Origin of the sequence: Arthrobacter humicola (assembly GCF_022803015.1) — a bacterium.
Taxonomy (GTDB): Bacteria; Actinomycetota; Actinomycetes; order Actinomycetales; family Micrococcaceae; genus Arthrobacter; species Arthrobacter humicola_A.
Genome location: NZ_JAFKON010000008.1, coordinates 223305 through 246570, shown reverse-complemented (window position 1 = coordinate 246570; position 23266 = coordinate 223305). Strand labels below are relative to the sequence as shown.

Here is a 23266-nt window from a genome sequence, read left to right as displayed (position 1 = left end):
GCGTAGACCGGAAGCCACCGCCACCGACGGCCGCGCATCCGATCGAGCAAAGAGAGGACCCACCGGCACCATGGCTCCACGCATCCTGATCACCACCGACTACCTCCACCCCGGAGACACCGTTGACCAGCTCCTCCGGGAACGCGGTCTGGAACCGGTCTACTCGCCAGCCCGGGGGCCGCGGACCCTTGAGGAACGCTGCTCGTTGTTCGATGGCATGTCCGGCGCGATCCTCGCCAGCGAAACGGTCACGGCCGACATGCTCACCGGCGCTGGCGCTCTGCAAGTCATCGCGCGCAGCGGCGTGGGGTATGACTCAATCGACGTCGAAGCCGCCGCGGCGCGAGGGATCAGGGTCTGCAACGCCCCCGGAACAAACCACCACTCGGTCGCCGAACTGACCATCGGGCTGATCATCATGGCCGCACGCCGCCTCGTGGAGGTCACCGCCGCCGTACGTCAAGGCCACTGGCCACGGGAAGCCGGCCACGAACTGCACGGTTCCACCCTGGGCATCATCGGCTACGGCCCCGGCGGTCGCGCGACCGCGAACCTTGCTGTCGCCCTCGGCATGACCGTCCTGGTCAGCACCGCCCACCCCGACCGCGATAACACCGCGGTCCAGTTCACCGATCTCGACGCCGTCATCCGCGACGCCGACTACCTCTCCCTGCACACCCGCGGAGGCCAGAGCACAGGCAAACTCATCGACGCGCCCCGGTTGCAGGCGATGAAACCCACCGCCGTCCTCATCAACACGGCCCGCGGCTCACTCGTGGATGAAGAGGCCCTGGCCAAGGCACTTTACGACGGCACCATCGCCGGTGCCGCGCTGGACGTGCTCGAGAGCGAACCCCTGAACGGCGACAGCCCCCTTCGGGGCCTGAACAACGTGCTCATCACCTCCCACCTCGCCGGACAAACGATCGAGGCACGGACACGGGCCGGGCTGGCAGCCGCGCACGCCGTCATTGACGTCCTCGAAAACCGCGAACCGGCACACCCGGTGGACCGCTAACCCCGAATACCTAACAACGACAAAGAAGGATCCTGATGTCGAAACACCACCGCATCGCAGTCATTCCAGGCGACGGAATCGGCACCGAAGTCGTGCCCGAAGGACTGCGCGTCTTGGACGCCGCCGGCTCAGCGTTCGACCTGAACCTCACCTATGAACAATTCGACTACGCCTCGGCTGACTACTACACCCGGCACGGGAAAATGCTGCCCGACGGATGGTTCGAGGAACTGAACCAGTTCGATTCCATCTTCTTCGGCGCTGTCGGGTGGCCTGACGTCGTCCCCGACCACGTTTCACTGTGGGGCAGCCTCCTGCAGTTCCGCCGCCACTTCGACCAGTACGTCAGCCTGCGCCCGGTCAAGCTTCTGCCCGGCGTGCCCAGCCCTTTGGTCGGGAGGGTTCCGGGCGATGTCGACTTCTACGTCGTGCGCGAAAATACCGAAGGCGAATACTCCAGCATCGGCGGGAAGATCTTCGAAGGCACCGACCGCGAAACGGTGGTCCAGGAAACCGTCATGACCCGCACCGGCGTGGACCGGATCCTGAAGTACGCCTTCGATCTGTCCCAGAGCCGGCCCAAAAAGCACCTCACTTCCGCCACGAAGAGCAACGGCATCTCCATCACCATGCCCTACTGGGACGAACGGGTGCAGGCCATGTCCGCCGCGTACCCAGGGATCAAGGTGGACAAGTACCACATCGACATCCTGGCCGCTAACTTTGTCATGCACCCCGACTGGTTCGACGTCGTCGTCGCCAGCAACCTCTTCGGCGATATCCTCTCCGACCTCGGACCGGCCTGCACCGGAACCATCGGCATCGCCCCCAGCGGCAACATCAATCCCGAACGCAAGTTCCCCAGCCTCTTCGAGCCCGTCCACGGCTCCGCCCCGGATATCGCCGGCAAGGGCATCGCCAACCCCATCGGGCAAATCTGGTGCGCCGCCATGATGCTCGAACACCTGGGAGAACCCGAAGCTGCGGCCGCCATCACCACCGCTATGGAAACCGTGCTCGCCCGCGGGCAACAAGCCCTCACACCCGACATGGGCGGCAACGCCACCACAGAAGAACTGGGCACAGCGGTGGCATCAGCCCTGACCGCACCATGACCCCGTCAACCGGACCCGGCACCCGGCAGGCATCCTTCGGAGAGCGGATCGATATCAGCCGGCGGACCTTCCGGCGGCCGGCGGCCGACGCCATGACATGTTAGGCGGTCGGCGGCGGGCTGTGGCGCATTGAGACCGCCCAGTGCCCGGCATAGGGTAGGCGGATGACTGTTCAGCCAGGCCTGCACCGCCAACACTGCTCCGTTGCCGCCCCCACCCAGCTGTGGCTCGACCCTGACGGCCGCCTGGCCGGTGAGGTCAAAGCGCCCGGAGCCGGTGACTCCGCTGATCCGGCCGGGTTCACCGGGCTGCTCCACGGCGATACCCGGATGCTCTGCCGGGCGCTGGTGCGCGTCAACGGCCTGGAACCCGAACCGGCCACCGTCGAGACGGAGCCCGGCGGCGTCCTGCGCGTCCGGGGCCTGGTCCGGGGCATCCCGGGACCCACGGAGGATCCCGCCGTCGAGCTCCTCCAGACCTGGACGGTGACGCCGGGCGTGGTGCGGCACACCCTGCAGCTGCGCACCTCGCTGGATTCCCTCGACGTCGAAATCGACGTAGCCCTCGCTGCCGACTTCACCGACATGGCCCAGATCCGCCTCAGCCGCTTCCGTGACCCGTCCGCGCCGGTCTCTGCCGATGAGTCCACGCTGCGCTGGCAGGAGGGTGGCAAGACCCTGGCGGTCGCGGCCCCCGGCGCCGTCACCCCGGAAGGCCACCTCGCTTGGCGCGGAGCCCTGGGCCGGGGCCGGCCGTTCGAGGCCGAATGGCAGGCCGTCCTCACCGACCATGATGACGCCGTGGTGGCTGCCCGCCCGCCCGCGGCCCGGCCGCCGCGGACCGGTCCGGCCGGGGCCCTGGGCCTGCTCCTGGATAACTCCCTCGATGACGTGGCCGGGCTCCGCCTGGCCACCCGCCAGCTGCCGGACGCCCCGTTCATCGCCGCCGGGGCGCCCTGGTACTTCACGCTGTTCGGACGGGATTCGCTGTGGGCTGCGCGGCTGTTGTTGCCTCTGGACACCGGCACGGACAACGGGCTGGCGGCGGGCACTCTGCGCGCGCTGGCTGCTTTCCAGGGCACCCGGACGGACGCGGCGGCCGCCGAGGAACCCGGCAAGATCCTGCACGAACTGCGGTCCAAGGAACTGGTGCTGGAGAGCCAGAACCTGCGCCTGCCGCCGGTGTACTTCGGGGCGGTGGATTCCACCCCGTTATGGCTTTGCCTGCTCGGTGAACTCTGGCGCACCGGCCGGGACGAGGACGCCGTGCTGTCGCTGCTGCCGAACGCGGCTCGCGCCGCGGAGTGGCTGCTCGCCGCCGGCTCCACCGGAGCGGACGGCGCAGCCGGCAACGGCGGGTTCCTCAGCTACCGTGACTCCACGGGCCACGGCCTAAGCAACCAGGGCTGGAAGGATTCCCGGGACGCCATGCAGTTCCGCGACGGCCGGCAGGCCGAGGGTCCTATCGCCCTGTCAGAGGTGCAGGGCTACGCGTACCAGGGAGCCATGGAGACGGCGGAACTGTTCGACGCGTTCGGGGAACCGGGCGCTCAGGCGCTGCGCGACTTCGCCGCGGCCCTCCGGCTCAGGTTCCGGGAGCGCTTCTGGGTTGAGGACGACGGCGGGCCGTTCCCGGCCATGGCGCTGGACGGGCACGGGGTCCCCCTGGACATCCCGGGCTCAAACATGGGACATCTGCTGGGCACGGGCATCCTGGACGCGGCCGAAGCCCGGATCGTCGCGGACCGGCTGGTGAGCCCCGAGCTGTTCTCCGGCTACGGCGTGCACACGATTTCGCGGCGGGCCGCAGGGTTTTGGCCCTTCAGCTACCACTGCGGCTCGGTCTGGAGCCACGACACCGCCATCGCGATCCGCGGCCTCCTGGCCGACGGTTTCGTCGCAGAGGCACGCACCCTCGCCGACGGCCTGATCGCGGCGGCGGCCTCCTTCGGGCACCGGTTGCCGGAGGTGTTCGCCGGGGTGCGGGCCGAGGACTCTAGCGTCGCGGTACCGTATCCGGCGTCGTGCCACCCGCAGGCGTGGTCCTCAGCCTCGGCGGTGGTGATCGCCCAGGCGATGGGCGTCGGACTCTGACGGTCCCGCGTCCACTGGGTGTTGCCCGGAAGGGGCCGCGGCGGCGCGCAGCCCGTCGGCCAGGATAACGATCCCGGTAACGGCGAGCGCCAGGCCCATGGAGGCGAGCACGTCCGTCAGCCAGTGATACCCCAGGTACAGGCGGCTGAAGGCAACCACCAGTGTCCCGGCAGCCGCTGCCGCGAAGCCGAGCACCGACGTCGTCCGTTTGCCCGTCCGCGTGCCGCGGGCCGCCAGCAGCAGGTAACTGAGGACGCACAGGAAGACGCCGGCCCCGAAGGTATGGCCGGAGGGAAAGGACAGGGCGTCGTCCGGTCCCAGCATGAACCCGCTGGCGGCGGGCCGGCTCCGGCCGACGTCGTGCTTCACCAGCGTGGACACCGCGAAGGTGGCCGCCATAGCGCCGACCAGCAGGGCTGGACGCCAGACTTCACGCTTGAAGACCGCCCAGGCCAGTGCCACGGCGCAGCCGATCACCGTCATCCACAGCGGCGACGTCACCGTGGTCACGGCCGCCAGGATGGCGGTGGCCAAGGGGGTCCGGGACGCCACTATTCCGTCGTGTACGGGCCCGTCCAGGTCAGCCACGCCGCTGTTCGACTGCACGGCGGCGAGCACGGTCCAGAAGATCGTCTCACCCGCAATTAACAGGCCCGCTGCCACGAAGAAGAGCCGTTGTTGGGACGGCAGCGGCAGGCGGGCAGGGGGTCGCGGGGCACGCTGGGCAAGGAGCATTCGCCCAATCCTGCCAGAGGCAACTCCCTGCAGCCAGCAAGGCCGCTGGGAATTCTCTGGGATGCGCGGCGGGCGAGCGCTACGGTTCCGGGGGCCGCCTGGTCTGCGGGTACGGCGTGTCGAATCTGGCCAGCATCTCCACGAACCCGGCGATCTTCCTCTCCCGGGTGGAGGCCTGCTTGACCGAGTTGGTGCGGTAGATCAGCGCATACCGGTTCACGGACGTCAGGACCTCGAACATCGCCTGCGCCCGCGGGTCCGCCGCGATGGCGGCGGCGAGGTCATCCGGGACCTCCGCCGTCGCCGCGCCCGAATAGGCGGCCTCCCAGCGCCCGTCCGCCTTGGCGGCGGCGACGGCCGCCTGCCCGGCGGGGGCCATCCGCCCCGCCGCCTCCAGGCGGTCAATTCGCTCCACGTTCCGGGCCGACCACACGCTCTTGGGTCCCCGCCGGGTCATCCGCTGGAATGAGCTTTCCTCGTCCCGGCGCCGCCCCTGCCCGTCGATCCAGCCGAAACACAGCGCCTCCTGCAGCGCGGCCTCGTAGTCCAGCTCCGTCACCGATCCGCCCTTTTTGTGCAGCACGAGCCACACGCCGGGACTCTGCGCGTGGTGCTGCTCCAGCCAGGCGCGCCACTCGGCGGCGTCCTTCACCAGCAATTCCTCAAGTTCAGCAGCCATGGCCCCATTGTGCCCTGCTGTGCTGACCGGAGGGGTGCTTTGGTGGCACCATGTCAGGAGGAGCCAAAAACCGTCCCTCGCAAGGAGATCCCATGCTGCGCGTCCGCCCGATCCACTACACCTCCCGCATGGACCAGTGGGAGGGCCTGCTGTCCGCCCTCGGCATGGTGCGCACAGTCGACGACGGCGACTGGCAGGAGTTCGACGCCGGCTCGGGCCGCCTCGCGCTGCACCGGGTAGCGGCGGGTGCCGCCGGGGCTGATGCCGGTGCCGGTGCCGGAATCGTGCTGGATGGAAAGACTGACTTCGGCGTCGAGGTCGGGGATCTGGCGGAGTTCGCGCGCCGCACCAATCTGGCCGGCGCGGAGGACGGGACCACCCCGGCCGAGCTGGTCAGCGCCCGCCACGGCGATACCTGCCGGATCACGGGCGAGGACGGGTTCGGCTTCTTCGCGGACAAGGCCGCCCACGGCGCGCAGTGCGCGGACGCCGATCCGGCCCTGGCCGTCGTCGAAGTCTGGTTCACGCCGGACGCGGCCTCCGCCGCGCAAACCCTGCGGAACATGGGCGCCCGGCTGCGGCCGGCCCCGGACGACGACGAAACCGCGGATTTCACGGCGAAGAACGGCGGTGTGCTGATGGTCCGGCCCGCCAGCGGCGCCGCCCGGACCGGCCTGGGGTTTGAATACACCGGCGACCTCGCCGGCTTGCGGGACCGCCTGGCGGCCGCCGGCCACCGGGTCAGCCTGACGGAAGAGGCCTTCGGGCGGACCCTGCACGTGGCCAACCCGGACGCGGCTGACCTGCCTGGGAACCCCAACGGGGGGATGCTCTGGATCTCGCAGAAGCCGGAAGGCGCCTGAGACGGCACTGGCCATGCGCCTGGGGGTTCCGCGGCGGCCGCGGAGGACCTGTGGAGTTCAGCCCTTGGTGGCCGCGGTCAGTCCTCCAGCGCCCCGTTGCAGAGCCGGTTCACTACCTCGGTGAGCATCGCCAGGCCGGCCACGATGTCCTCGTCCGTGGTGTATTCGTGCTCGTTGTGGGAGATCCCGTCCACACTGGGCACAAACAGCATCACCGTCGGGACCAGGTCCTTCATGTTGGTCGAATCGTGCCCGGCCAGGGTCATGACCTGCTTGTTCGCCAGGCCCAGGTCCGCCGCCACCTTGGCTGCGAGTTCCACGCCTTCGGGCTGGTAGGGGGTCACGGGCCAGGTGTGGGCGTGGTTGCGCTCCACCGTGACGTTCGCCAGCCGTTCGATCCCGGCGATCCGCTCGTCCAGCAAGGCGTCGGCCTCGGCAAGGACAGCCTCGTCGGCGCTGCGCAGGTCCAGCAGCAGGCTCACCCGGGACGGCACCACGACGGGCGAGTTGGGGTAGACGTTCAGTTGTCCCACGGAGGTGTGCAGCACGCCGGGGAAGGTGTCGGCGAGTTCCCGCGCGGCGACCACCATCATGGACGCACCCAGCAGCGCGTCCTTCCGGTCCGCGATCACGGTGGAGCCGGTGTGGGCCTGCTCGCCGTGGACCACGAACTCGTATTTGTTGGCCGCCCAGTTGGAGTTCACCAGGCCGATGGTGATGCCTTCGCGTTCCATGCTCCGGCCCTGTTCAATGTGGATTTCGGCGCAGTACGCGGCTTCGGGGCCCTCGTAGCTGCCCCGGCAGCCGATCGCGTCCAGGGCCTCGCGGACCGAGACTCCGGCCGCATCCGTGGTGGCCAGCGCGGTTTCGAGTTCGAGCTTTCCGGTGTAGACGGAGGAGCCCATCATGGACGGCTTGAAGCGGGAGCCCTCCTCGTTGAACCAGTTGACCACCGCGATGTTGAACCGGGGCTGCCCGGCGTCCCCGGCCGCGGCCCACTGCTCCACGAGCCGGAACGCCGCATGGGCCGCGGCGAGCACGCCGTACGCGCCGTCGTAGCGTCCCGCCGTCGGCTGGGAATCCATGTGGGAACCCACCACGACGAAGGGGGCACCCGGGACGGCCTCGTACAGGCCCCACTGGTTGCCGGCCCGGTCGAAACGGACGGTGAAGCCGTTGGCCTCCAGCAGGCCGGTGAGCCATTGCCGCTGCTGGCCGTCCGGCACGCTGGCGGCCTGGCGTTCCACGCCGCCGTTCTCGGTGGCGCCGAATTCGCTCATGATGTGGAAGTCCCGCACGAACGCGGCGTCGCGGGTGCTGAAAGAGGTCTGAGTGGTCACGGTTTTCCCCTATGAACGATTGGTGGCTGTGCTGAAGAATGGACCGGTTGCGGCCGAATCGACCGCAACCGGGGACGTGAGGCCGGGGCTCCGGAACGTGAAGTTCCCCCCGACGGCGGTGGCCAGCACCTGGAGTTCGGCGATGCTGTCCGCGGTAAGCGGGGACCCCGACAGGACGGTGAAGTCGGCCAGCTTTCCGGCGGTCAGTGAGCCTTTGACGCCGGAGGCGCCGGTGGCTGCGGCGGCTCCGGTGGTGTAGGCCGCCAAGGCCTGGAGCGGGCCCAGCCGCTCGTCCGGGTTCCCGAACACGGCCCCGGAGGCGGTGCGCCGGTCCACGAACGCCTGCATGCCGCGGAGCACGTTTCCGTCGGCCACGGGGCGGTCGGAGCTGCCGGCGAGTGTCACACCGGCGGACAGGAACGACGCCGCCCGGTAGGCCCAACCGAGCCGTTCCGGGCCGAGGGACAGCGTCATGCCGTCCCCGCCGTCGGCGAAGAAGCTCGCCTGCGGGGTGACGGCGATGTCCGCGGCGGCCAGCCGTTGCAGCTGTTCCGGCCGGGTCATCGAGGCGTGTTCTATCCTGTTGGGCACGGTCCGGGGGCCGTATTTGGCGGCGCAGCCGGTGATGATGTCGATCGCGAGGTCAACGGCGCGGTCGCCGATGGCGTGCGCCGCGATCGACCAGCCGGCCGCGTAGGCGGCCTCGATCTTTGCCCGGAGCGCGTCCGGTTCGGCCTGGAAGTAGCCGGTGTTGCCGGTGTTGTCCGTCCCGCCGTGGCTGCAGTAGTCATGGCTGACCGCGGCCGTTTCGCCGAGCAGTGACCCGTCCAGGAAAACCTTCGCCGGGCCCAGGGACAGGAAGTCGCCGCCGAAGCCGCTGGCGATGCCCAGATCCAGTCCGGCCGGCGTGGTGCCCGGCGGGTGCTGCCCGCCGAGCGGGTGGAGGACATCCAGAACGGGCATCAGCTGCGCCCGGGCGTGGAGCCTGCCCGCGGAGGCCGCCCGCTGGTAGGCGGCCAGCTCCACGGGGCTGTGGCCGATCCAGCCGCCGCCGATCCCGGCCTCGGTGAAGCTCGTGATGCCCTCCGCGGCGTAGTAGGTGGTGGCCCGGTCCAGTGCGGCTTCGATCGCCTCGGACGAGTACGGCAGGATCAGCTGCTGGATCAGCTGCTGCGCGGTTTCCTGGACCAGCCCGGTGGGGCGGCCGTCGGCGTCGCGGACAATGACGCCGCCGTCGGGATCCGGAAACGACGCCGGTTCGGCGCCGGCCAGCCGGAGCGCGGCCGTGTTGACTACGGCCATGTGCCCGGAGTTGTGCCGCATGAACAGCGGCCGGTTTCCCGTGATCCGGTCCAAAACGGTGATGTCCGGGAACTCGCCGCCGTGCTGCTGCTGGCTGAAGCCGGTGGCCAGCAGCCAGTCCGGCGCCGCTCCGGTCCCGGGCTCTTGCCCTGCCTCAGGCCGCGCGCTGTCTGCCGCCATGCCGGCCTCCAGCAGGGCGTAGAGCTGCGTCAGGCCGCGCGCGGCGGAGACGTCCAGTTCGCCCAGGCCGAGCCCGAACCAGGTGGTGTGGCAGTGGGCGTCGATGAAGCCGGGGGTCACGGTGGCGCCGCCGAGGTCCAGGACTTCGGCCGCGTCCAGGCCGGCCAGGTCGTCGTCGAGGCCCACAATCCGGCCCTGCCAGACTCCCAGCGAGGTGGCATGCGGGCGGCGCTCATCCATGGTGATGATGTCCGCGTTGCGCAGCAGCAGATCGAGTTTCAAGGGTTACCTACGTGGTTCTTTAGCGGTGGGAGGTGGTGACTGACTTGATGCGGGTGTAGTCCTCCAGGCCAAAGACGGAGAGGTCCTTGCCTGTCCCGGAGTGCTTGAAACCGCCGTGCGGTGCCTCGGCCGGGATCACCTGGTGGCAGTTGATCCAGACGGCGCCGAAGTCCAGCTCATTGGAGACCCGGGTAACCACTCCGTGGTTGTTGGACCAGACGCTGGAGGCCAGCGCGTACTTGGTCCCGTTGGCCAGCTCCAAGGCTTCGGCCTCGTCCCGGAAGGGCTGGATGGTGACGACGGGTCCAAAGATTTCCTCGCAGACCACCTCGTCGGCCTGGAACACCCCGTCGATGACGGTGGGTTCGAAGTGGAAGCCGGCGCCCGTCCGCTTGCCTCCGGCCAGGACCCTGGCGTTCGCGGGCAACCGGGACATGAAGCCTTCCACCCGGTCAAGCTGGGCGGCGCTGTTCAGCGGGCCCAGGTCCGCGGCGTCGCCGCCCACCTGCAGCGCTGCGGCTGCCGCGGCGAGCGCGGCGCCGAACTCCTGGTGGATGGAGTCCTCGACGAGCACACGGGTCACGGCGGTGCAGTCCTGCCCGGCGTTGAAGAACGCACCGAGCGCGATCTCCCTGGCCGCCAGGTCAATGTCGGTGTCGGCGAAAACGATCGCCGGTGCCTTGCCGCCGAGTTCCAGGTGGACGTCCTTGAGGGTCTTCGACGCCGCGGACATCACCTGCGCCCCGGCCCGGGTAGAGCCGGTGATGGACACCATTTCCGGGATCTCGTGATCCACCATGGCGGCACCGGTCCCTCGGCCACCGCAGATGACGTTCACGACGCCGGCCGGGTAGGCCTCCTGCGCCAGCTCGCCCAGGACCAGGGTGGACCAGGGGGTGGTGTCCGCCGGCTTCAGGACAAGCGTGTTGCCGGCGGCGAGCGCCGGTCCGATCTTCCAGATGGCCATCATGAACGGGTAGTTCCACGGGGTGATCTGGGCGACCACGCCGAGGGGTTCACGCCGGACGGTGGAGGAAAAGCCGTGGACGTATTCGGTCTGGGCGGTCCCGGACACCACGCGGCAGGCGCCGGCAAAGAAGCGCAGCTGGTCGGCGCCGCGGAGGATCTCGATCTCGCGGGTCACCTGGCGAGGCTTGCCGGTGCAGGCCACCTCGGCGTCGAGGAGCCTGTCGACGTTGGCTTCGATGAGGTCGGCGAGTTTGAGCATCATGGCTTGGCGTTCGGCCGGGGTGGTCCGCTTGTAGCTCTGGAAGGCGGTGTGGGCGGCCTGGAAGGCGCGGTCCACGGTGGCGGCGTCGCTGTCCGGGGCGGTGCCGAGCTGGACTCCGGTGGCGGGGTCGAAGAAGGGCAGGGCGGCAGCGGCTGAACCGTCTGCGGCGCTGCCTTGGACGATCTCACCGTTGATGATGTTGTGCAGGGTGATCATGACAGGCTCCGGTCAGTTGCTGGCGGTCTTGGGCGAGCGGGTGGTGGGGTCCTGCGGGAGGTGCAGGACTGCCGGCAGCCCGGAGTCGACGGCACGGCGGAAAGCGGCGCCGAAGTCCTCTGCCGTCTCGACCCGTTCGCCGTAGCCGCCGTAGGACCGGGCCAGTGCGGCGAAGTCCGGGTTGGTCATGTGTGTGCCCGAGGGCCGGCCCGGGTAGTGGCCTTCCTGGTGCTCACGGATCGTGGCGAAGATGCCGTTGTCCACCACGAGGGCGATGAACTTCCCGCCGTGGCCCATGGCCGTGGCCATTTCCTGGCCGTTCATCATGAAGCAACCGTCACCGGCCACGGAAATCACCTGGCGGCCGGGGTAGGCCAGGGATGCAGCCACCGCCGCCGGGATCCCCATGCCCATGGCCCCGTTGCGGGGTGCGGCGAGTGAGTTCGCGGTGTTGTGCTTCAGGTAGCGGGCCGGCCACAGCGAGTGGTTCCCGGCCCCGTAGGTGATGACGGCGTCGTCGTCCATTTCCTGCTTGAGGATTTCCATGACGACGGCGAGGTCCACCCCCGTGCCTCCATCCGGCTGCGCGGTGGAGAATTTTTCGTAGTCCGCGCGGGCCCCGGTCAGCCAGCCGGCCGCGGGTTCCACCGCGGATTCCGTGGCGGCGAGTGCGTTGGCGAAGGACGCGACGTGGGCCGGGATGTGCTGGTCCAGCCGGCCGAAGTGGCCGAGCAGATCGGCGCCGGGGTGGGCGACGACGGTGACGGCATCCAGTCCGCGCTTGTAGCCGTCGGAGAGCACGTCGGCGCGGACGCAGCCGACGAAGACCAGCAGGTCGGCCTCGTCGAGGCGGCGGGCGTTGGCGTCGCTGCGGGCGTAGCCGAGGTAGCCGGCGTAGGCGTCGCTGTTGTGCGGGACGGCGTCGTAGGCGCGGAAGTCTGCGAGCACCGGGACGCCGTGGCGGGTGGCCCAGCCGGCCAGCGCGTCGGAGGATGCCTGGTCCCAGCCTTCGCCGCCCACCACGATCAGGGGTTTCCTGGACGCGGCCAGGCGCGTCTCGAGGCCGGCGAGATCGGCTGCTGCAGGTTCAGTCCGGGCGACGGTCCGGGGCTCCACCGTGGCCGATTCGATCGCGTGGACCAGCACGTCTTCGGGCAGGCCGATCACCACGGGTCCCGGCCGGCCGCTGAGTGCTGTGAAGATGGCGTCGTCAACCACGCGGGCGGCGGAGGCGGCGTCGTCGAGCGTCACGACTTTCTTGGCGGTGCTGCCGAACCAGGCGTTGATTTCGAATTCCTGGAACGACTCCCGGCCGCGGTCCGCGACCGGGATGAGGCCCACGAACAGGATCATCGGGGTGGCGTCCTGGTGCGCGGTGTGGATGGCGATGAAGGCGTTGGCTGCACCGGGGCCACGGGTCACCATGGCCACGCCCGGAAGCTCCGTGAGCCGGCCTTCGGCGAGGGCCATGAACCCGGCGCCGCCTTCGTGGCGGGTCACCACGGTTTCAATGGAGGATCCGTGCAAGCCGTCCAGCACATCCAGGAAGCTCTCCCCGGGAACACCGTAGACGCGCTGGATACCGGCTCGTTCCAGCTGGGCAACAATCAGGTGCCCGGCGGTGGTTGTTGTACTCAATGCTTCATTCCCTTTTCTTCGATACTCAGTGCGGGGAGGAAAATGCCGGACAGCGCGGTCAATACGGACACCACCAGCAAGATGATGGCGCCGGGCCAGAATGAGTTGCCATTGGCGGCCACGAGGGCGGTGGCGATCAGCGGCACGAAGCCGGAGATGACGCCCGCGCTGTTGGAGGTGATGGCGACGCCGGTGTACCGGACCTTTGTGGCGAAGAGTGCGGTCAGGGCCGTTCCGGACACCGCGTAAGGGATGGACAGGGTGCACACGCCGATGATCATGGCGATGATGACCAGGGCGGGGTTGGCGGTGTCGATGGCCAGGAAGACCGGCACGGCGATGACGGCGGATGCGATGCCGCCCCAGAGGATGACCTTGCTGGCACCGTATTTCTCGCCCATGCGCCCGGCCCAGATCAGGGCGAAGATTTCGAAGACGGCAGCGAGGAGCGAGCCGAGAAGCAAGGTTTCGTAGGGCATCTTGAGCACCTTGGTGCCGTAGAAGACTACGAAGCTGGTGATGAGGTAGAAGCCGCCGATGCCCAGCAGCGCCGAGCACATGCCCACCAGGATCTGGCGCCAGCTCTTCGTCAGGACGCCGCGGATGGGGGCGTGCTCGGTCTCGCCGGACTCCATGAGGGCTTCGAATTCCGGGGACTCGCTGAGCTTGCTGCGGATCCACATCGAGATGGCCAGCAGCGGGATCGCCGCGATGAACGGGATGCGCCAGCCCCAGGCATCGAAGTTGGCTTGGCCCACCAGGTAGAGCATTCCGAAGAAGCCGCCGGAGGACAGGATGGTGCCGATAGGCGAGCCGAGCTGCGGGAGGGCAGCGTAGCGGGCGCGCTTGGCAACCGGGGCGTTTTCGACTGCGATGATCACCGCGCCGCTCCACTCGCCGCCGACGGCGAGGCCCTGCAGGATGCGCAGGGCAACCAGCAGAATGGGGGCCGCGACGCCGATCGTCATGTAGTTCGGGAGCAGGCCGATGAGCCCGGTCACGAGGCCGATGCCCACGATGGTGACCATCAGGATCTTCTTGCGCCCCACCTTGTCCCCCAGGGCCCCGAAGATGAAGCCGCCGATCGGGCGGGCCACGAAGCCCACGGCCAGGGTGGCAAAGGAGCTCATGGCCGAGACGAAGGGGTCCTGGGACACGAAGTACTGCGCGTTGAACACCAGCGCTGCGGCCGTGGTGAACAGGAAGAAGTCGTACCACTCCAGCGCCGTTCCGACGAGGGCCGCGAGGGCGACTTTCTTGGCCACGCTCTCATCGACAACCCGGGGCAACTGCGGACTGGCGGTGGTGGTGGCGTTGCTTGCGCTGCTTGCCATGATTACTCCAAATAATGCGGAAGGGATGGAACCGGCCGATAAGGCCGACGGGGTGTGACTGCGCTCACCCGGTTTCTCTTGTTCCATTCTGCCAGTACATTTCGTCCAAAAAACTAGCATTGCATCACGCATTTCCATGCCTAAAATGTGTGAATGCACAATTTTCATTCGCCGGGTGATTCCCTGCGCTGGGCCGAACTGGTGGAGCTGCTCCACGGGCGGCTGGACACGCTGGCCGAAACATTTACGGCGAGGGTCCGTGACATCCCCGAGTATGCCGAAAAACAGGTGGGCTCCGGCGATCTCGAAGTGACTGCGCGCGAAACATTCAGGCGCTTGGTGGACGGGCTGCGCGGACAGGAACTCCGGCAGCAGTCCACCCTTGGTCCGGCGATGGAGTCGCTCCTCGAATTTGCTGCCGATCTGGGCGCCAAACGCGCCCGGGCCGGCATCCCGCCGGAGGCGCTCATCTCGGCCGTCCGGCTGGACTTCAGCATCATCTGGGAAGGCCTGCTGCAGATCGCCGATGCCGAGGACGCCGCGCTGCTGGCATCCAGTGTGGACAGGGTCTGGCGCGTCGTGGACCAATTCGCCACGCGCACCCACACGAGCTATCTGACCGAACGCGTGCGGATGGCCCAGGAGGAGTCCAGCATCCGCCGCGAATTCATTGCCCGGCTCTTCAACCAGGCTAGCCCCACCGCGGAGACCGTCAGCCAGGTCGCCGCCGCCCTCGGCGTGGACTCGACCGCCCGCTTCGGACTCGTGGCGGCCAGTGGCGACGCAGCAGTGAGTCTCCGAACGGCCGCGACCAGCCTGGGCTCCGGGCAACAGACTCGCAGCCGGTTCTTCGTCCACGAATTCGGTGGGAACACCTACGCGTTCTGGCCGCTCCCGCCATACCGGGACGGCGCCCGGCACTCTGTTCCCGCCGCGTTGACCGACATCCCATGCGGTTATGTTCCGGGCGTCGCCGGGCTGCGGGCGCTGCCCGCGGCCGCCCGCACGGCCGGAAGCCTCGCCTCCCTGCTGCGGCCTTCCGATTCCGGGCCCCTGTCAGCGGAGGCCGCCTGGGCCCGGCTGGCCAAGCAGCAAATGCTCGACGTCGGCCTGGACCTGCTGGCCGACCTTGAGGCCGGCCTGTCCGGGTGCCGCGGCGGCGAACGGGAGCGGCTGAAAGAAACCGTCCAGCATTACTTGGAAACAGGGAGCATTACGGCGACAGCGCAGCAGCTCTTCTGCCACCGCAACACCATCCTCAACCGGATCAGCCGCTTTCAGGATCTGACAGGCGTGGACCTGGCGGTCCCGGCGCAGACGGCCCGGCTCGTCGTCGCTTGGGCGTGACGCCGGGGTTCGGGGACGGGATGGGGTAGAACTTAACCATGAATGTGCGCACCCCTGACCCGAATCCCGGCTGGCTCTCCGACGACGACCTGTTCGAAGCGCGGGGCAGGCTGCCGATGGTCTATGTCGAGGCCGTTCCGGTCCGGCTGGACCCCCTAGGGTTCGTGAACGAGGTCGGCACCCTCCTGCAGGCCGACGAGGACGGCACCATGGTCCGGTCCCTGGTGTCCGGCCGCGTTCTCTACCGCGAGACCATCCGCGCCGCCCTGCTCCGCCACATGGAGAAGGACCTGGGCCCGCTCGCCTTCCCGCAGCTTCCGGTCAGCCCGGTGCCGTTCACCGTGGCCGAGTACTTCCCGTCGCCGTCCCATACCGGCTTCACGGACGACCGCCAGCACGCCGTTGCCCTGGCGTACATCATTCCTGTGACCGGCGAATGCTCCCCACGGCAGGACGCCCTTGAGCTGACCTGGATGACCCCGCAGGAGGTCATGGGCACGGACGTGCAGCTCGAATTCAGCGGCGGCCGGGGGGCCCTGATCCGGCAGGCCCTGGCTTTCGCGGGAGTCGGCAACTAGCCGGTTCCCTTGGGCCCGGCGCCGGCCGGGGACTCTCGGGGGCTCCCCTGCGTCCCCGACTTCGTGCGGCCGATTTTGTAGACTGTTGGGCGGACCGCAAGAGAACTTTAAGGACTCCCGATGACCCACCCCCCAGCCTCCCGGAACTACAGTGAACAGCAGGCTGGATCTCTGCGGGCCGGTGACCACCTGATTCTGCCCGACGGAAACCGCTCCGCCGAGATCCATCGCGTGGATGTCGAAACCGACGACTTTGGGACTCCCGCCATGGTGTTGGCGACCCTCAGCGGTGGCGGTGTGCTGCGGATCGCGGCGGGATCACTGGTCCGCGTTACGGACGACGCCGGGGCCGGCACCCCGGCGTCCGACGGCGGCGCGACCGGCACGCCAGCTCCTTCCGATTTCGGCGCCCCCGCGCCGGACGAGGCTGAGCCGGTCGCACCTGGGCCCGACGCAGCTGAATCCGACACTGCTGGGTCCGACGCACCTGGCTCCGACGCTGCCGGGCCCGACAATACGGCGGCCGCCGCCGTCGTCGTTCCTCCCCAGCCTGTTGCGCCCCCCGCCGTGAGCGGACCCAGCGAAGCGGACCTGGCGCTCATCCCGGCACCCGACGGCACGCCGGAGTCGGTGGTGGAGGCCGCGGCCGAGGCCCATCCGGGCGCCGTCGGGGTGCTCCTGCTCAGTGAACGGCTCGCCAAGGGCATCAACACCAAGTCCGGGAGCTGCCTGAAGGATCTCAGCGACCTCGCGCACGAGCTCTTCGTCACCCTCAAGGACCCCGACAACGCCCTGGCGGTCGCGGACCTGCTCAACGTCCTGCCGTTCGACGGCAACCCCGACCGCTGGGCCTCCGTGGAGTCATCGCTGGCGCTCTCCAGCTACATCTGCCGCCAGCTGGGTCAGGACCAGCGCGCCGGGATCTACGAGAAACTGCTCCGCGCGCCGGAGGCCATGGAAACGGACCCGTTCAAGGCCAGGATCAACGCCAAGGTGCGCCAGCGCTCGCTCAACGAGCCCAACCTGTACGACAAGGAAATCTTCCGCTCGATCGACAACGCGAACCAGGATGCGGAACGCGACTGGCGCCTGCTGCGGCTCGAGGCGCTCCTGTTCCTGCGCGCGCACGGCGGCTCCGAAACGATCGGCACCGTTGAGCTGGAACGCCGGATCGCCAACGAGCTCGAATCGGTCCGCGCCTGAGGTCTAGCGTTGGGCCCTACCCGTGGCGGGCACGGAGTTGTAGATTCACCCCATGACGAACAATCTGAGCGTTGTGATCAATTCCGACGCGCAGCAAGTTTGGACCATGCTGCGCGAACCCGCCAAGATCGCCCAATGGCACGGCTGGGTGGCCGATGACCAAGAGGCCGAAATCAACGAAATCTACTTCGGCCCCAATGTGGTCGAAGGCGCCGACCACACCTCCCTGGTGGTCGACGGCGGCGACGTTTTCACCCTGAAACCTGTCCCCACGGGCACGGAGGTCAGCGTCACCCGGGCGGCAATCGACCACAATTCCGAGTGGGCGGCCTGGGACGAGGACATCACCCAGGGCTGGTTGACATTCCTCCACCAGTTGCGCTTCTCCCTGGAACGGCACCCGCACGGCAAGCGCCGGACCTTCTTCTTCTCCGTGCCCGGCTCCGGCGGTTCCGCGATAGAGAAACTGGGGCTCAATGATGTCCCGTCGCCGGGGGACCCGTATTCGCTCACCCTGCCCACGGGCGAGGAAATCTCCGGCAAAGTGTGGTTCCGCAGCAACCACCAGGTGGGCCTGACGGTCCACAACTATGCCGAGCACGGGGACGGCCTGCTGATCGTGGCGGACCAGCCCGCCATCGCCGACGTCCGGCCCGACGGCGGATCCCTCGCAATCGTCTCCACCTACGACCTCGGGGCCCACCAGCTGGAGGCGGTCCGCGACTACTGGGACAAGTGGCGGGCTGAGAACTACCCCACATCGGATCCCGTCCACTGAGTCCTGAGCTGCGTTAGCTGGCACACTTGAACCGTGCCAGCCAATCCTGACTTCGCGTCTTCGTCCCCCGCGCCCGCCCGGCAGTCCGAATTCTCCTTCCGCGTGGGCAAACGCCTGAGCGAGGCGTGCCCGCCGTCGGCCGGGCAGGTTGCCGCCAACGGCGGTGAGTTCCTGGGCCGGACCGGCACCATCGCCACCCCGCACGGGGAGATCCAGACCCCGGCGTTCATCGCCGTCGGCACCAAGGCCACGGTCAAGTCCGTGCTGCCGGAATCCATCGCCGAACTCGGCGCGCAGGCGGTGCTGGCCAACGCCTACCACCTGTACCTGCAGCCGGGCGCGGACATCCTGGACGAGGCCGGCGGCCTGGGCGCGTTCATGAACTGGCGCGGGCCCACGTTCACCGATTCCGGTGGTTTCCAGGTGATGAGCCTGGGCTCCGGGTTCAAGAAGGTCATCGACATGAAGTCGGTGGACAATTCAGGGCCCGACGACGCCGTCGCCCCCGGGAAAGAACGCCTGGCCCACGTGGACGAGGAAGGCGTGTGGTTCAAGAGCCATCTCAACGGCGACCGGCACCGCTTCAGCCCCGAGATCTCCATGAACGTCCAGCACCAGATCGGCGCGGACATCATGTTCGCGTTCGACGAGCTCACCACGCTGCAGAACTCCCGCGGCTACCAGGAGGAGTCCCTGGAGCGGACCCGGCGCTGGGCCGAGCGGTGCATCACCGAGCACTTGCGGCTCACGGACGAGCGCGCCGGCAAGCCCTACCAGGCCCTGTTCGGGGTGATCCAGGGCGCCCAATACGAGGACCTGCGCCGCAAGGCCTGCCGCGATCTCGGCGCCATGAACTTCGACGGCTTCGGGATCGGCGGGGCGCTGGAGAAAGAGAACCTCGGCACGATCGTGCGCTGGTGCAACGAGGAACTGCCGGAGAACAAGCCGCGGCACCTGCTGGGCATCTCCGAACCGGACGACATCTTCACGGCCATTGAAAACGGCGCGGACACCTTCGACTGCGTCTCCCCCACCCGGGTGGCCCGCAACTCGGCGTTCTACCACCCCACCGGCCGGTTCAACCTCTCCGGCGCCAAGTACAAACGCGACTTCGGCCCGCTGCAGGAAGGCTGCGACTGCTACGCCTGCCTGAACTATTCGCGGGCCTACATCCATCACCTGTTCAAGGCCAAGGAGATGGTCTCGGCCACCCTGATCTCGATCCACAACGAGCGCTTCGTGGTGAAGATGGTCGACGACGCCCGGCTCGCCATCGAGGCAGGCAAGTTCTTCGAGTTCAAGACCGAGACCCTGGCGAACTACTACTCCTAGGGCGTCCCGGCGTCGAGCCGGACCTCATCGTCCGCGGCACCACCGCCCGCGTTCCCACCCGAAGCGGCCGGCCTCTCGAATTCGCGGGAAACCACCGACTTCGCCGTAACTTTGCGGCGCCCTCGCCAAGTTCCGGCGAATTGGGCGGCGTCCAAAGCAGCCGTCCCCAAAAGAAGCCAAGGTGCGGCGCTCTCGTGTTATCCACATAGCGACGGCGGGGCCTCCCGCCCGCTCCTGCGGCGGCCGAAGCTGGTGGCATGACGCATAACCCCGTGCTGGAGCTGCCGCCGACCGGTAACCTCTGGCGCACCGAACAGCTCCTGGATCTCGGCTTCAGCTCGCGCGCCATCCGCTCGCTCCTCGATTCAGGCACTCTCGTCCGGCTCCGGCACGGCTGCTACATCCGCGCCAGTCTCTGGAACGTCCAGTCGCCTACTGTCCGGAGCCGGCAGCTCATCTACGCGCATGCCCACGGAACGCGTACGACGTCGACAGGTGCCTTCCACTACAGCCACACTTCCGCAGCGCGCCTCCGCCTTCTCCACCTGTGGGAAGTGGATGACGTGATCCATGTCCTCCAGAAGGTACGGCCTTCGAACGAGCGTCACGGCAGGGACGTCCGCTGCCACACGCGCCCCTTCGCCGACCATGACGTCGCCGTGGTGAACGGCCTCCGGACCACTTCCCTGGAGCGCACGACGGCCGACTGCGCCATGCTGCTGCCCTACAGGCAGGCGTTGATCCTCACCGACCACGCGCTTCGACTCGGCGCGGACCCGGGCGCCCTGCAGGCCATGGCAGATGATCTGGACGGCCGCCGGGGCATTCGGACTTTCCGCCGCGTCCTGGCCGCGGCCGATCCGCGCTCCGAATCTCCCGGCGAGACCCTGACCCGCGACCTGATCCTGCGGCTGCGGATCCGGCCACCTGAGCCGCAGCTGGAAGTGTCGAGCCGCGCCGGGCGCCATCGCCTGGACTTTGCATGGAAGGAGGAAAAGGTCGCCCTCGAGTTCGACGGCAAAATCAAGTACTTCGACTACAGTCCCACGGCCGAGGTGCTCTTCGAGGAACGGCGCCGGGAGAAGGCCTTGGTGGAAGAGGGCTGGCGGTTCGTCCGCGTGGAGTGGAAGGACCTCTTTCGCGAGCAGGAATTCAAGCACCGTCTGCTGCATGCGCTGGCCGGCCGCCGGTACCCCTGAGCGTCGAATGCGTTGCGGCGCCCGGCACCCCGCAGCCCGCACCCCAAAGACTCGAATTCGCCGGTAGCGCGCCATGTCGTCGGAAACTTACGGCGACACCGCGGGTTTCCGGCGAATTGGGCGGCTGCTGGCTCCGAACCGGCCGGCTCCCAACTGGCCGGCGGCCGGAGGATGAGGAGGAGTCCTAGGCGCCGTAGCTCGGTTCGCGCTTCTTGACCCAGCCGATGGCGAGCGAGGTCAGCGGGACGAAGGCGAACTCCACGAGGGTCTTGTAGAGGAAGCCCACGAGGACGTAGTTCACGAACATCGCGGCGTCGGTAATCCCGATCACGGATGCGGCGATGCTGCAGAAAATCAGGGTGTCCACGAACTCACCCGCCACGGAGGAGCCCATGATGCGCGCCCACAGGGACCTTTCCCCGGTCCGCGCCTTCATCTTCACCAGGATCCAGGAGTTGATGGTCTGGCCGGCGAGGAAGGCCAGCAGCGATGCCAGCACAATCTGCGGGACCGGTCCCAGTGCGCCTTCCAGAGCTGCCTGCTTGACGGAACCGTATTCGTTGTCGAACCCCGGAAGGGCGATGATGACCCAGTAGCAGAGCGACGCGAAGACGGACAGCGCAAAGCTGGTGATGATGGCCTTGCGCGCCACTTTGAAGCCGTAGACCTCGCTGATGACATCGCCCAGGATGTACGCCAGCGGGAAGAGGAAGAAGCCCCCGTCGGTGATGACGGGGCCGATCGCTACGCCCTTGGACGCCCCGATGTTGGACAGGATCAGCACCACGGCCATGACAGCGAGCATGATGCCGAAATGTGGGGATCCGATCGAGGCGAACCTTGGTGCGGCTGACGCCGGGAAGGTCTTGGCGGAAGTCATGGGTATTCCATTCGTAGTGGTTCGCTCGGCGGCCCACACCCGCAAAGGGAACACGCTGGGCGGCCGGCTGTATTAGCACTGGACGGTCCCGGTAACACAAGCAGCCGGAACCGCCTCCATTCTCGCACCCGACGGCGCGGGAGCCTGATGCAGCCGCAGCTTCACCCTGTGAACGCTCCGGGCGTGGTGGCAGGATGGGGCCAAGGAGGAGCCCCATGCCTGACACCGCAGTTTCCACGCGCGCCCTCGTCAAGCGGTACCGCGACGTCACCGCCGTCGACTCGCTCAACCTCGACGTCCGCCGGGGCGAGATCTACGGGTTCCTCGGCAGGAACGGGGCGGGCAAAACGACAACCATCCGCATGATGCTCGGCCTGATCCGGCCGAGCAGCGGGGAGGTGACCGTCCTGGGCAAGCGCATCATCCCTGGCGAGACCGCTGTGTTCGCCCGCGTTGGCTTCCTCGTCGAGACCGCGACCGCCTACCCCAACCTCACCGTGCGCGAGAATCTGGACATCCAGCGCCGGCTCACCGGCTCGCCGCCGCGGTCGGTCGCCGACTCGATCACGCTGCTGCGCTTGGATCCTTATGCCGATCGGCGCGCCGGGCAGCTCTCGCTCGGCAACAAACAGCGTCTAGCCCTCGCCCGCGCACTGCTGCACTCCCCCGAACTGCTCGTGCTCGACGAGCCCGCCAACGGCCTTGATCCGGCCGGCATAGTCGAGATCCGCGAGCTGCTCCGTTCGCTCGCCGACAATCGCGGCGCCACCGTCTTCATGTCGAGCCACATCCTCGCCGAGGTCGCTCACCTGGCCGACCGCATCGGTATCGTCCACGACGGCCGTCTCATCGAGGAGTCGTCGCGCGACGAACTCGCCGCGAAGGCGCGCGCGTTCGCGACCGACGCCTACACCCCGGAAGAGCGCGAGCAGGCGCTGCTCACACTGGATCTGGAGCGCTACTTCCTGGCGCGGACGGGCGATGCGCGCGGTGCCGATGGCCGGAGGACCGGCGCTTCGTCCGAAGGCGGCGCGGTTTGATGTTCGGTCAGGTTCTTGGCACCGAGTTCATGAAGCTCCACCGTGCCAAGGCGACGTGGGCCACGCTGGCGGTGCTCGCGATCATGCCGCTCGGTATTGCGCTTTTCATGTGGATCGTGCGCGAACCGGGGCGGGCGGCCCAGCTGGGGCTTCTGGGTACCAAAGCGAGCCTTGCCGGGCTTGAGGCGACGTGGCTCCAATACTTCTACATGCTCACGCTGGTCTTCGGTGTCGGCGGGATGCTGCTGCTGACCTTCATCATCGCCTACCTGTTTGGCCGGGAGTACGGTGATGCCACCGCCAAGAACATGCTCGCGCTGCCCGTGGCCCGTCATTGGTTCGCCGTCGCCAAGCTGGCGGTCGCGGCCGTGTGGTGGACGGCGCTCATCGTCATAGTCCTCGTCGAGGCCATGGCGGTCGGACTGGTGTTGGGGCTGCCGGGGTTCTCGGCAGAGTTGGCCGCGGCGGGAATCGCACACGTGCTCCTCGCTGCGACGATCTCGTTCCTGCTCGCGCCTGTGGTCGCCTGGATCGCAGTGTGGAGCCGAGGCGAAGTGGCCCCCATCGCTTTCTCGCTCGTGATGCTGGCCCTGGGCAATCTGTTCGGCAAGACCGGCTGGGCGGAGTGGTTCCCCTATTCGATCGTCCCGCTGCTGATCGGTATGGTGGCCGATCCTGTCGGCTCGCTCCCGCCAGGCAGCTATGTTGTGCTCGCGGGAACGTTCGTGGCGGGCACCACCGCAACGATCCTGCAGCTGCGGTTCGCAGACAACGCCCAATAGCGTGGGCCCGGGCCGCCGTCGTTGTCGCCGTCCCTTCGCTCCTTAGGCCGCGAGTTCGCCGGAAACGCGCCGGGTCGCCGTAAACATACGGCGACCCGGCG

The 23266-nt window shown here is 68.2% G+C and carries 20 protein-coding genes; 12 read left to right on the top strand and 8 right to left on the bottom strand.

The genetic code is table 11. From position 1 onward, the window contains the following. The first annotated feature begins 70 nt into the window (after nt 1-70). The 3 genes from ARTB_RS16510 (at nt 71) to ARTB_RS16500 (ending at nt 4226) form a co-directional block, all read left to right on the top strand. Complete coding sequence (locus ARTB_RS16510) at nt 71-1018, top strand: phosphoglycerate dehydrogenase (protein WP_243181510.1); 948 nt, start codon at nt 71-73, stop codon at nt 1016-1018. A 35-nt stretch (nt 1019-1053) separates the two neighbouring features. Further along, nucleotides 1054-2133: a tartrate dehydrogenase gene (locus ARTB_RS16505; protein ID WP_243181509.1), complete on the top strand. Its 1080-nt coding sequence runs from the start codon at nt 1054-1056 to the stop codon at nt 2131-2133. A gap of 164 nt (nt 2134-2297) precedes the next feature. Beyond that, the gene (locus ARTB_RS16500) at nt 2298-4226 is read left to right on the top strand and encodes a glycogen debranching N-terminal domain-containing protein (protein WP_243181508.1); all 1929 of its coding nucleotides are present in this window, start codon (nt 2298-2300) and stop codon (nt 4224-4226) included. Here ARTB_RS16500 and ARTB_RS16495 read toward each other — a convergent pair. Both ARTB_RS16495 and ARTB_RS16490 read right to left on the bottom strand, forming a co-directional pair. Next, nucleotides 4179-4961, bottom strand: coding sequence for a phosphatase PAP2 family protein (locus tag ARTB_RS16495; RefSeq protein ID WP_243181507.1), 783 nt, complete (start codon nt 4959-4961; stop codon nt 4179-4181). The two genes, ARTB_RS16500 and ARTB_RS16495, sit on opposite strands and share 48 nt — an antisense overlap. 79 nt (nt 4962-5040) lie before the next feature. Beyond that, a complete protein-coding gene (locus ARTB_RS16490; RefSeq protein ID WP_028278064.1) occupies nt 5041-5640 on the bottom strand; it encodes a YdeI/OmpD-associated family protein in 600 nt (199 codons plus the stop codon). A gap of 92 nt (nt 5641-5732) precedes the next feature. Here ARTB_RS16490 and ARTB_RS16485 point away from each other — a divergent pair, with 92 nt between their 5' ends. After that, nucleotides 5733-6503: a VOC family protein gene (locus tag ARTB_RS16485; protein ID WP_243181506.1), complete on the top strand. Its 771-nt coding sequence runs from the start codon at nt 5733-5735 to the stop codon at nt 6501-6503. A gap of 77 nt (nt 6504-6580) precedes the next feature. On the opposite strand, the gene ARTB_RS16480 is transcribed toward ARTB_RS16485, so the two are convergent. The 5 genes from ARTB_RS16480 to ARTB_RS16460 are packed head-to-tail and all read right to left on the bottom strand — an operon-like array spanning nt 6581 to nt 14026. Continuing rightward, nucleotides 6581-7843 (bottom strand): M20 family metallo-hydrolase, encoded by a 1263-nt coding sequence (locus tag ARTB_RS16480; RefSeq protein WP_243181505.1) that lies wholly within the window; start codon nt 7841-7843, stop codon nt 6581-6583. A gap of 9 nt (nt 7844-7852) precedes the next feature. Further along, nucleotides 7853-9607, bottom strand: a complete 1755-nt coding sequence (locus ARTB_RS16475) for an amidohydrolase (RefSeq protein WP_028278062.1) — start codon at nt 9605-9607, stop codon at nt 7853-7855. 19 nt (nt 9608-9626) lie between these two features. After that, complete coding sequence (locus tag ARTB_RS16470) at nt 9627-11054, bottom strand: gamma-aminobutyraldehyde dehydrogenase (protein WP_243181504.1); 1428 nt, start codon at nt 11052-11054, stop codon at nt 9627-9629. A 12-nt stretch (nt 11055-11066) separates the two neighbouring features. Continuing rightward, nucleotides 11067-12692: a thiamine pyrophosphate-dependent enzyme gene (locus ARTB_RS16465; RefSeq protein WP_243181503.1), complete on the bottom strand. Its 1626-nt coding sequence runs from the start codon at nt 12690-12692 to the stop codon at nt 11067-11069. Continuing rightward, a complete protein-coding gene (locus tag ARTB_RS16460) occupies nt 12689-14026 on the bottom strand; it encodes an MFS transporter (RefSeq protein ID WP_243181502.1) in 1338 nt (445 codons plus the stop codon). Before ARTB_RS16460 ends, ARTB_RS16465 begins: the two co-directional genes overlap by 4 nt. Nucleotides 14027-14179: 153 nt before the next feature. Here ARTB_RS16460 and ARTB_RS16455 point away from each other — a divergent pair, with 153 nt between their 5' ends. The 6 genes from ARTB_RS16455 (at nt 14180) to ARTB_RS16430 (ending at nt 20463) form a co-directional block, all read left to right on the top strand. Beyond that, the gene (locus tag ARTB_RS16455; RefSeq protein WP_243181501.1) at nt 14180-15373 is read left to right on the top strand and encodes a PucR family transcriptional regulator; all 1194 of its coding nucleotides are present in this window, start codon (nt 14180-14182) and stop codon (nt 15371-15373) included. Between the two features lie 38 nt (nt 15374-15411). Next, on the top strand, nt 15412-15951 hold the full coding sequence (locus ARTB_RS16450; RefSeq protein WP_079551800.1) for an NUDIX hydrolase family protein: 540 nt from the start codon (nt 15412-15414) through the stop codon (nt 15949-15951). A 120-nt stretch (nt 15952-16071) separates the two neighbouring features. Further along, the gene (locus ARTB_RS16445) at nt 16072-17154 is read left to right on the top strand and encodes a DUF6707 family protein (protein ID WP_243181500.1); all 1083 of its coding nucleotides are present in this window, start codon (nt 16072-16074) and stop codon (nt 17152-17154) included. Between the two features lie 52 nt (nt 17155-17206). Continuing rightward, on the top strand, nt 17207-17932 hold the full coding sequence (locus tag ARTB_RS16440) for a hypothetical protein (RefSeq protein ID WP_028278055.1): 726 nt from the start codon (nt 17207-17209) through the stop codon (nt 17930-17932). Between the two features lie 33 nt (nt 17933-17965). After that, nucleotides 17966-19264 (top strand): tRNA guanosine(34) transglycosylase Tgt, encoded by a 1299-nt coding sequence (tgt, locus tag ARTB_RS16435; RefSeq protein WP_243181499.1) that lies wholly within the window; start codon nt 17966-17968, stop codon nt 19262-19264. A gap of 257 nt (nt 19265-19521) precedes the next feature. Continuing rightward, entirely contained in the window at nt 19522-20463 is a 942-nt protein-coding gene (locus ARTB_RS16430; protein ID WP_243181498.1) for a type IV toxin-antitoxin system AbiEi family antitoxin domain-containing protein, read from the top strand. Between the two features lie 184 nt (nt 20464-20647). On the opposite strand, the gene ARTB_RS16425 is transcribed toward ARTB_RS16430, so the two are convergent. Further along, nucleotides 20648-21343 (bottom strand): queuosine precursor transporter, encoded by a 696-nt coding sequence (locus tag ARTB_RS16425; protein ID WP_243181497.1) that lies wholly within the window; start codon nt 21341-21343, stop codon nt 20648-20650. A 215-nt stretch (nt 21344-21558) separates the two neighbouring features. Between ARTB_RS16425 and ARTB_RS16420 the strand changes: the two genes are divergently transcribed. Then, entirely contained in the window at nt 21559-22383 is an 825-nt protein-coding gene (locus tag ARTB_RS16420; protein ID WP_243181496.1) for an ABC transporter ATP-binding protein, read from the top strand. Then, nucleotides 22383-23165 (top strand): ABC transporter permease, encoded by a 783-nt coding sequence (locus tag ARTB_RS16415; RefSeq protein ID WP_243181495.1) that lies wholly within the window; start codon nt 22383-22385, stop codon nt 23163-23165. Before ARTB_RS16420 ends, ARTB_RS16415 begins: the two co-directional genes overlap by 1 nt. Nucleotides 23166-23266: the final 101 nt, after the last annotated feature.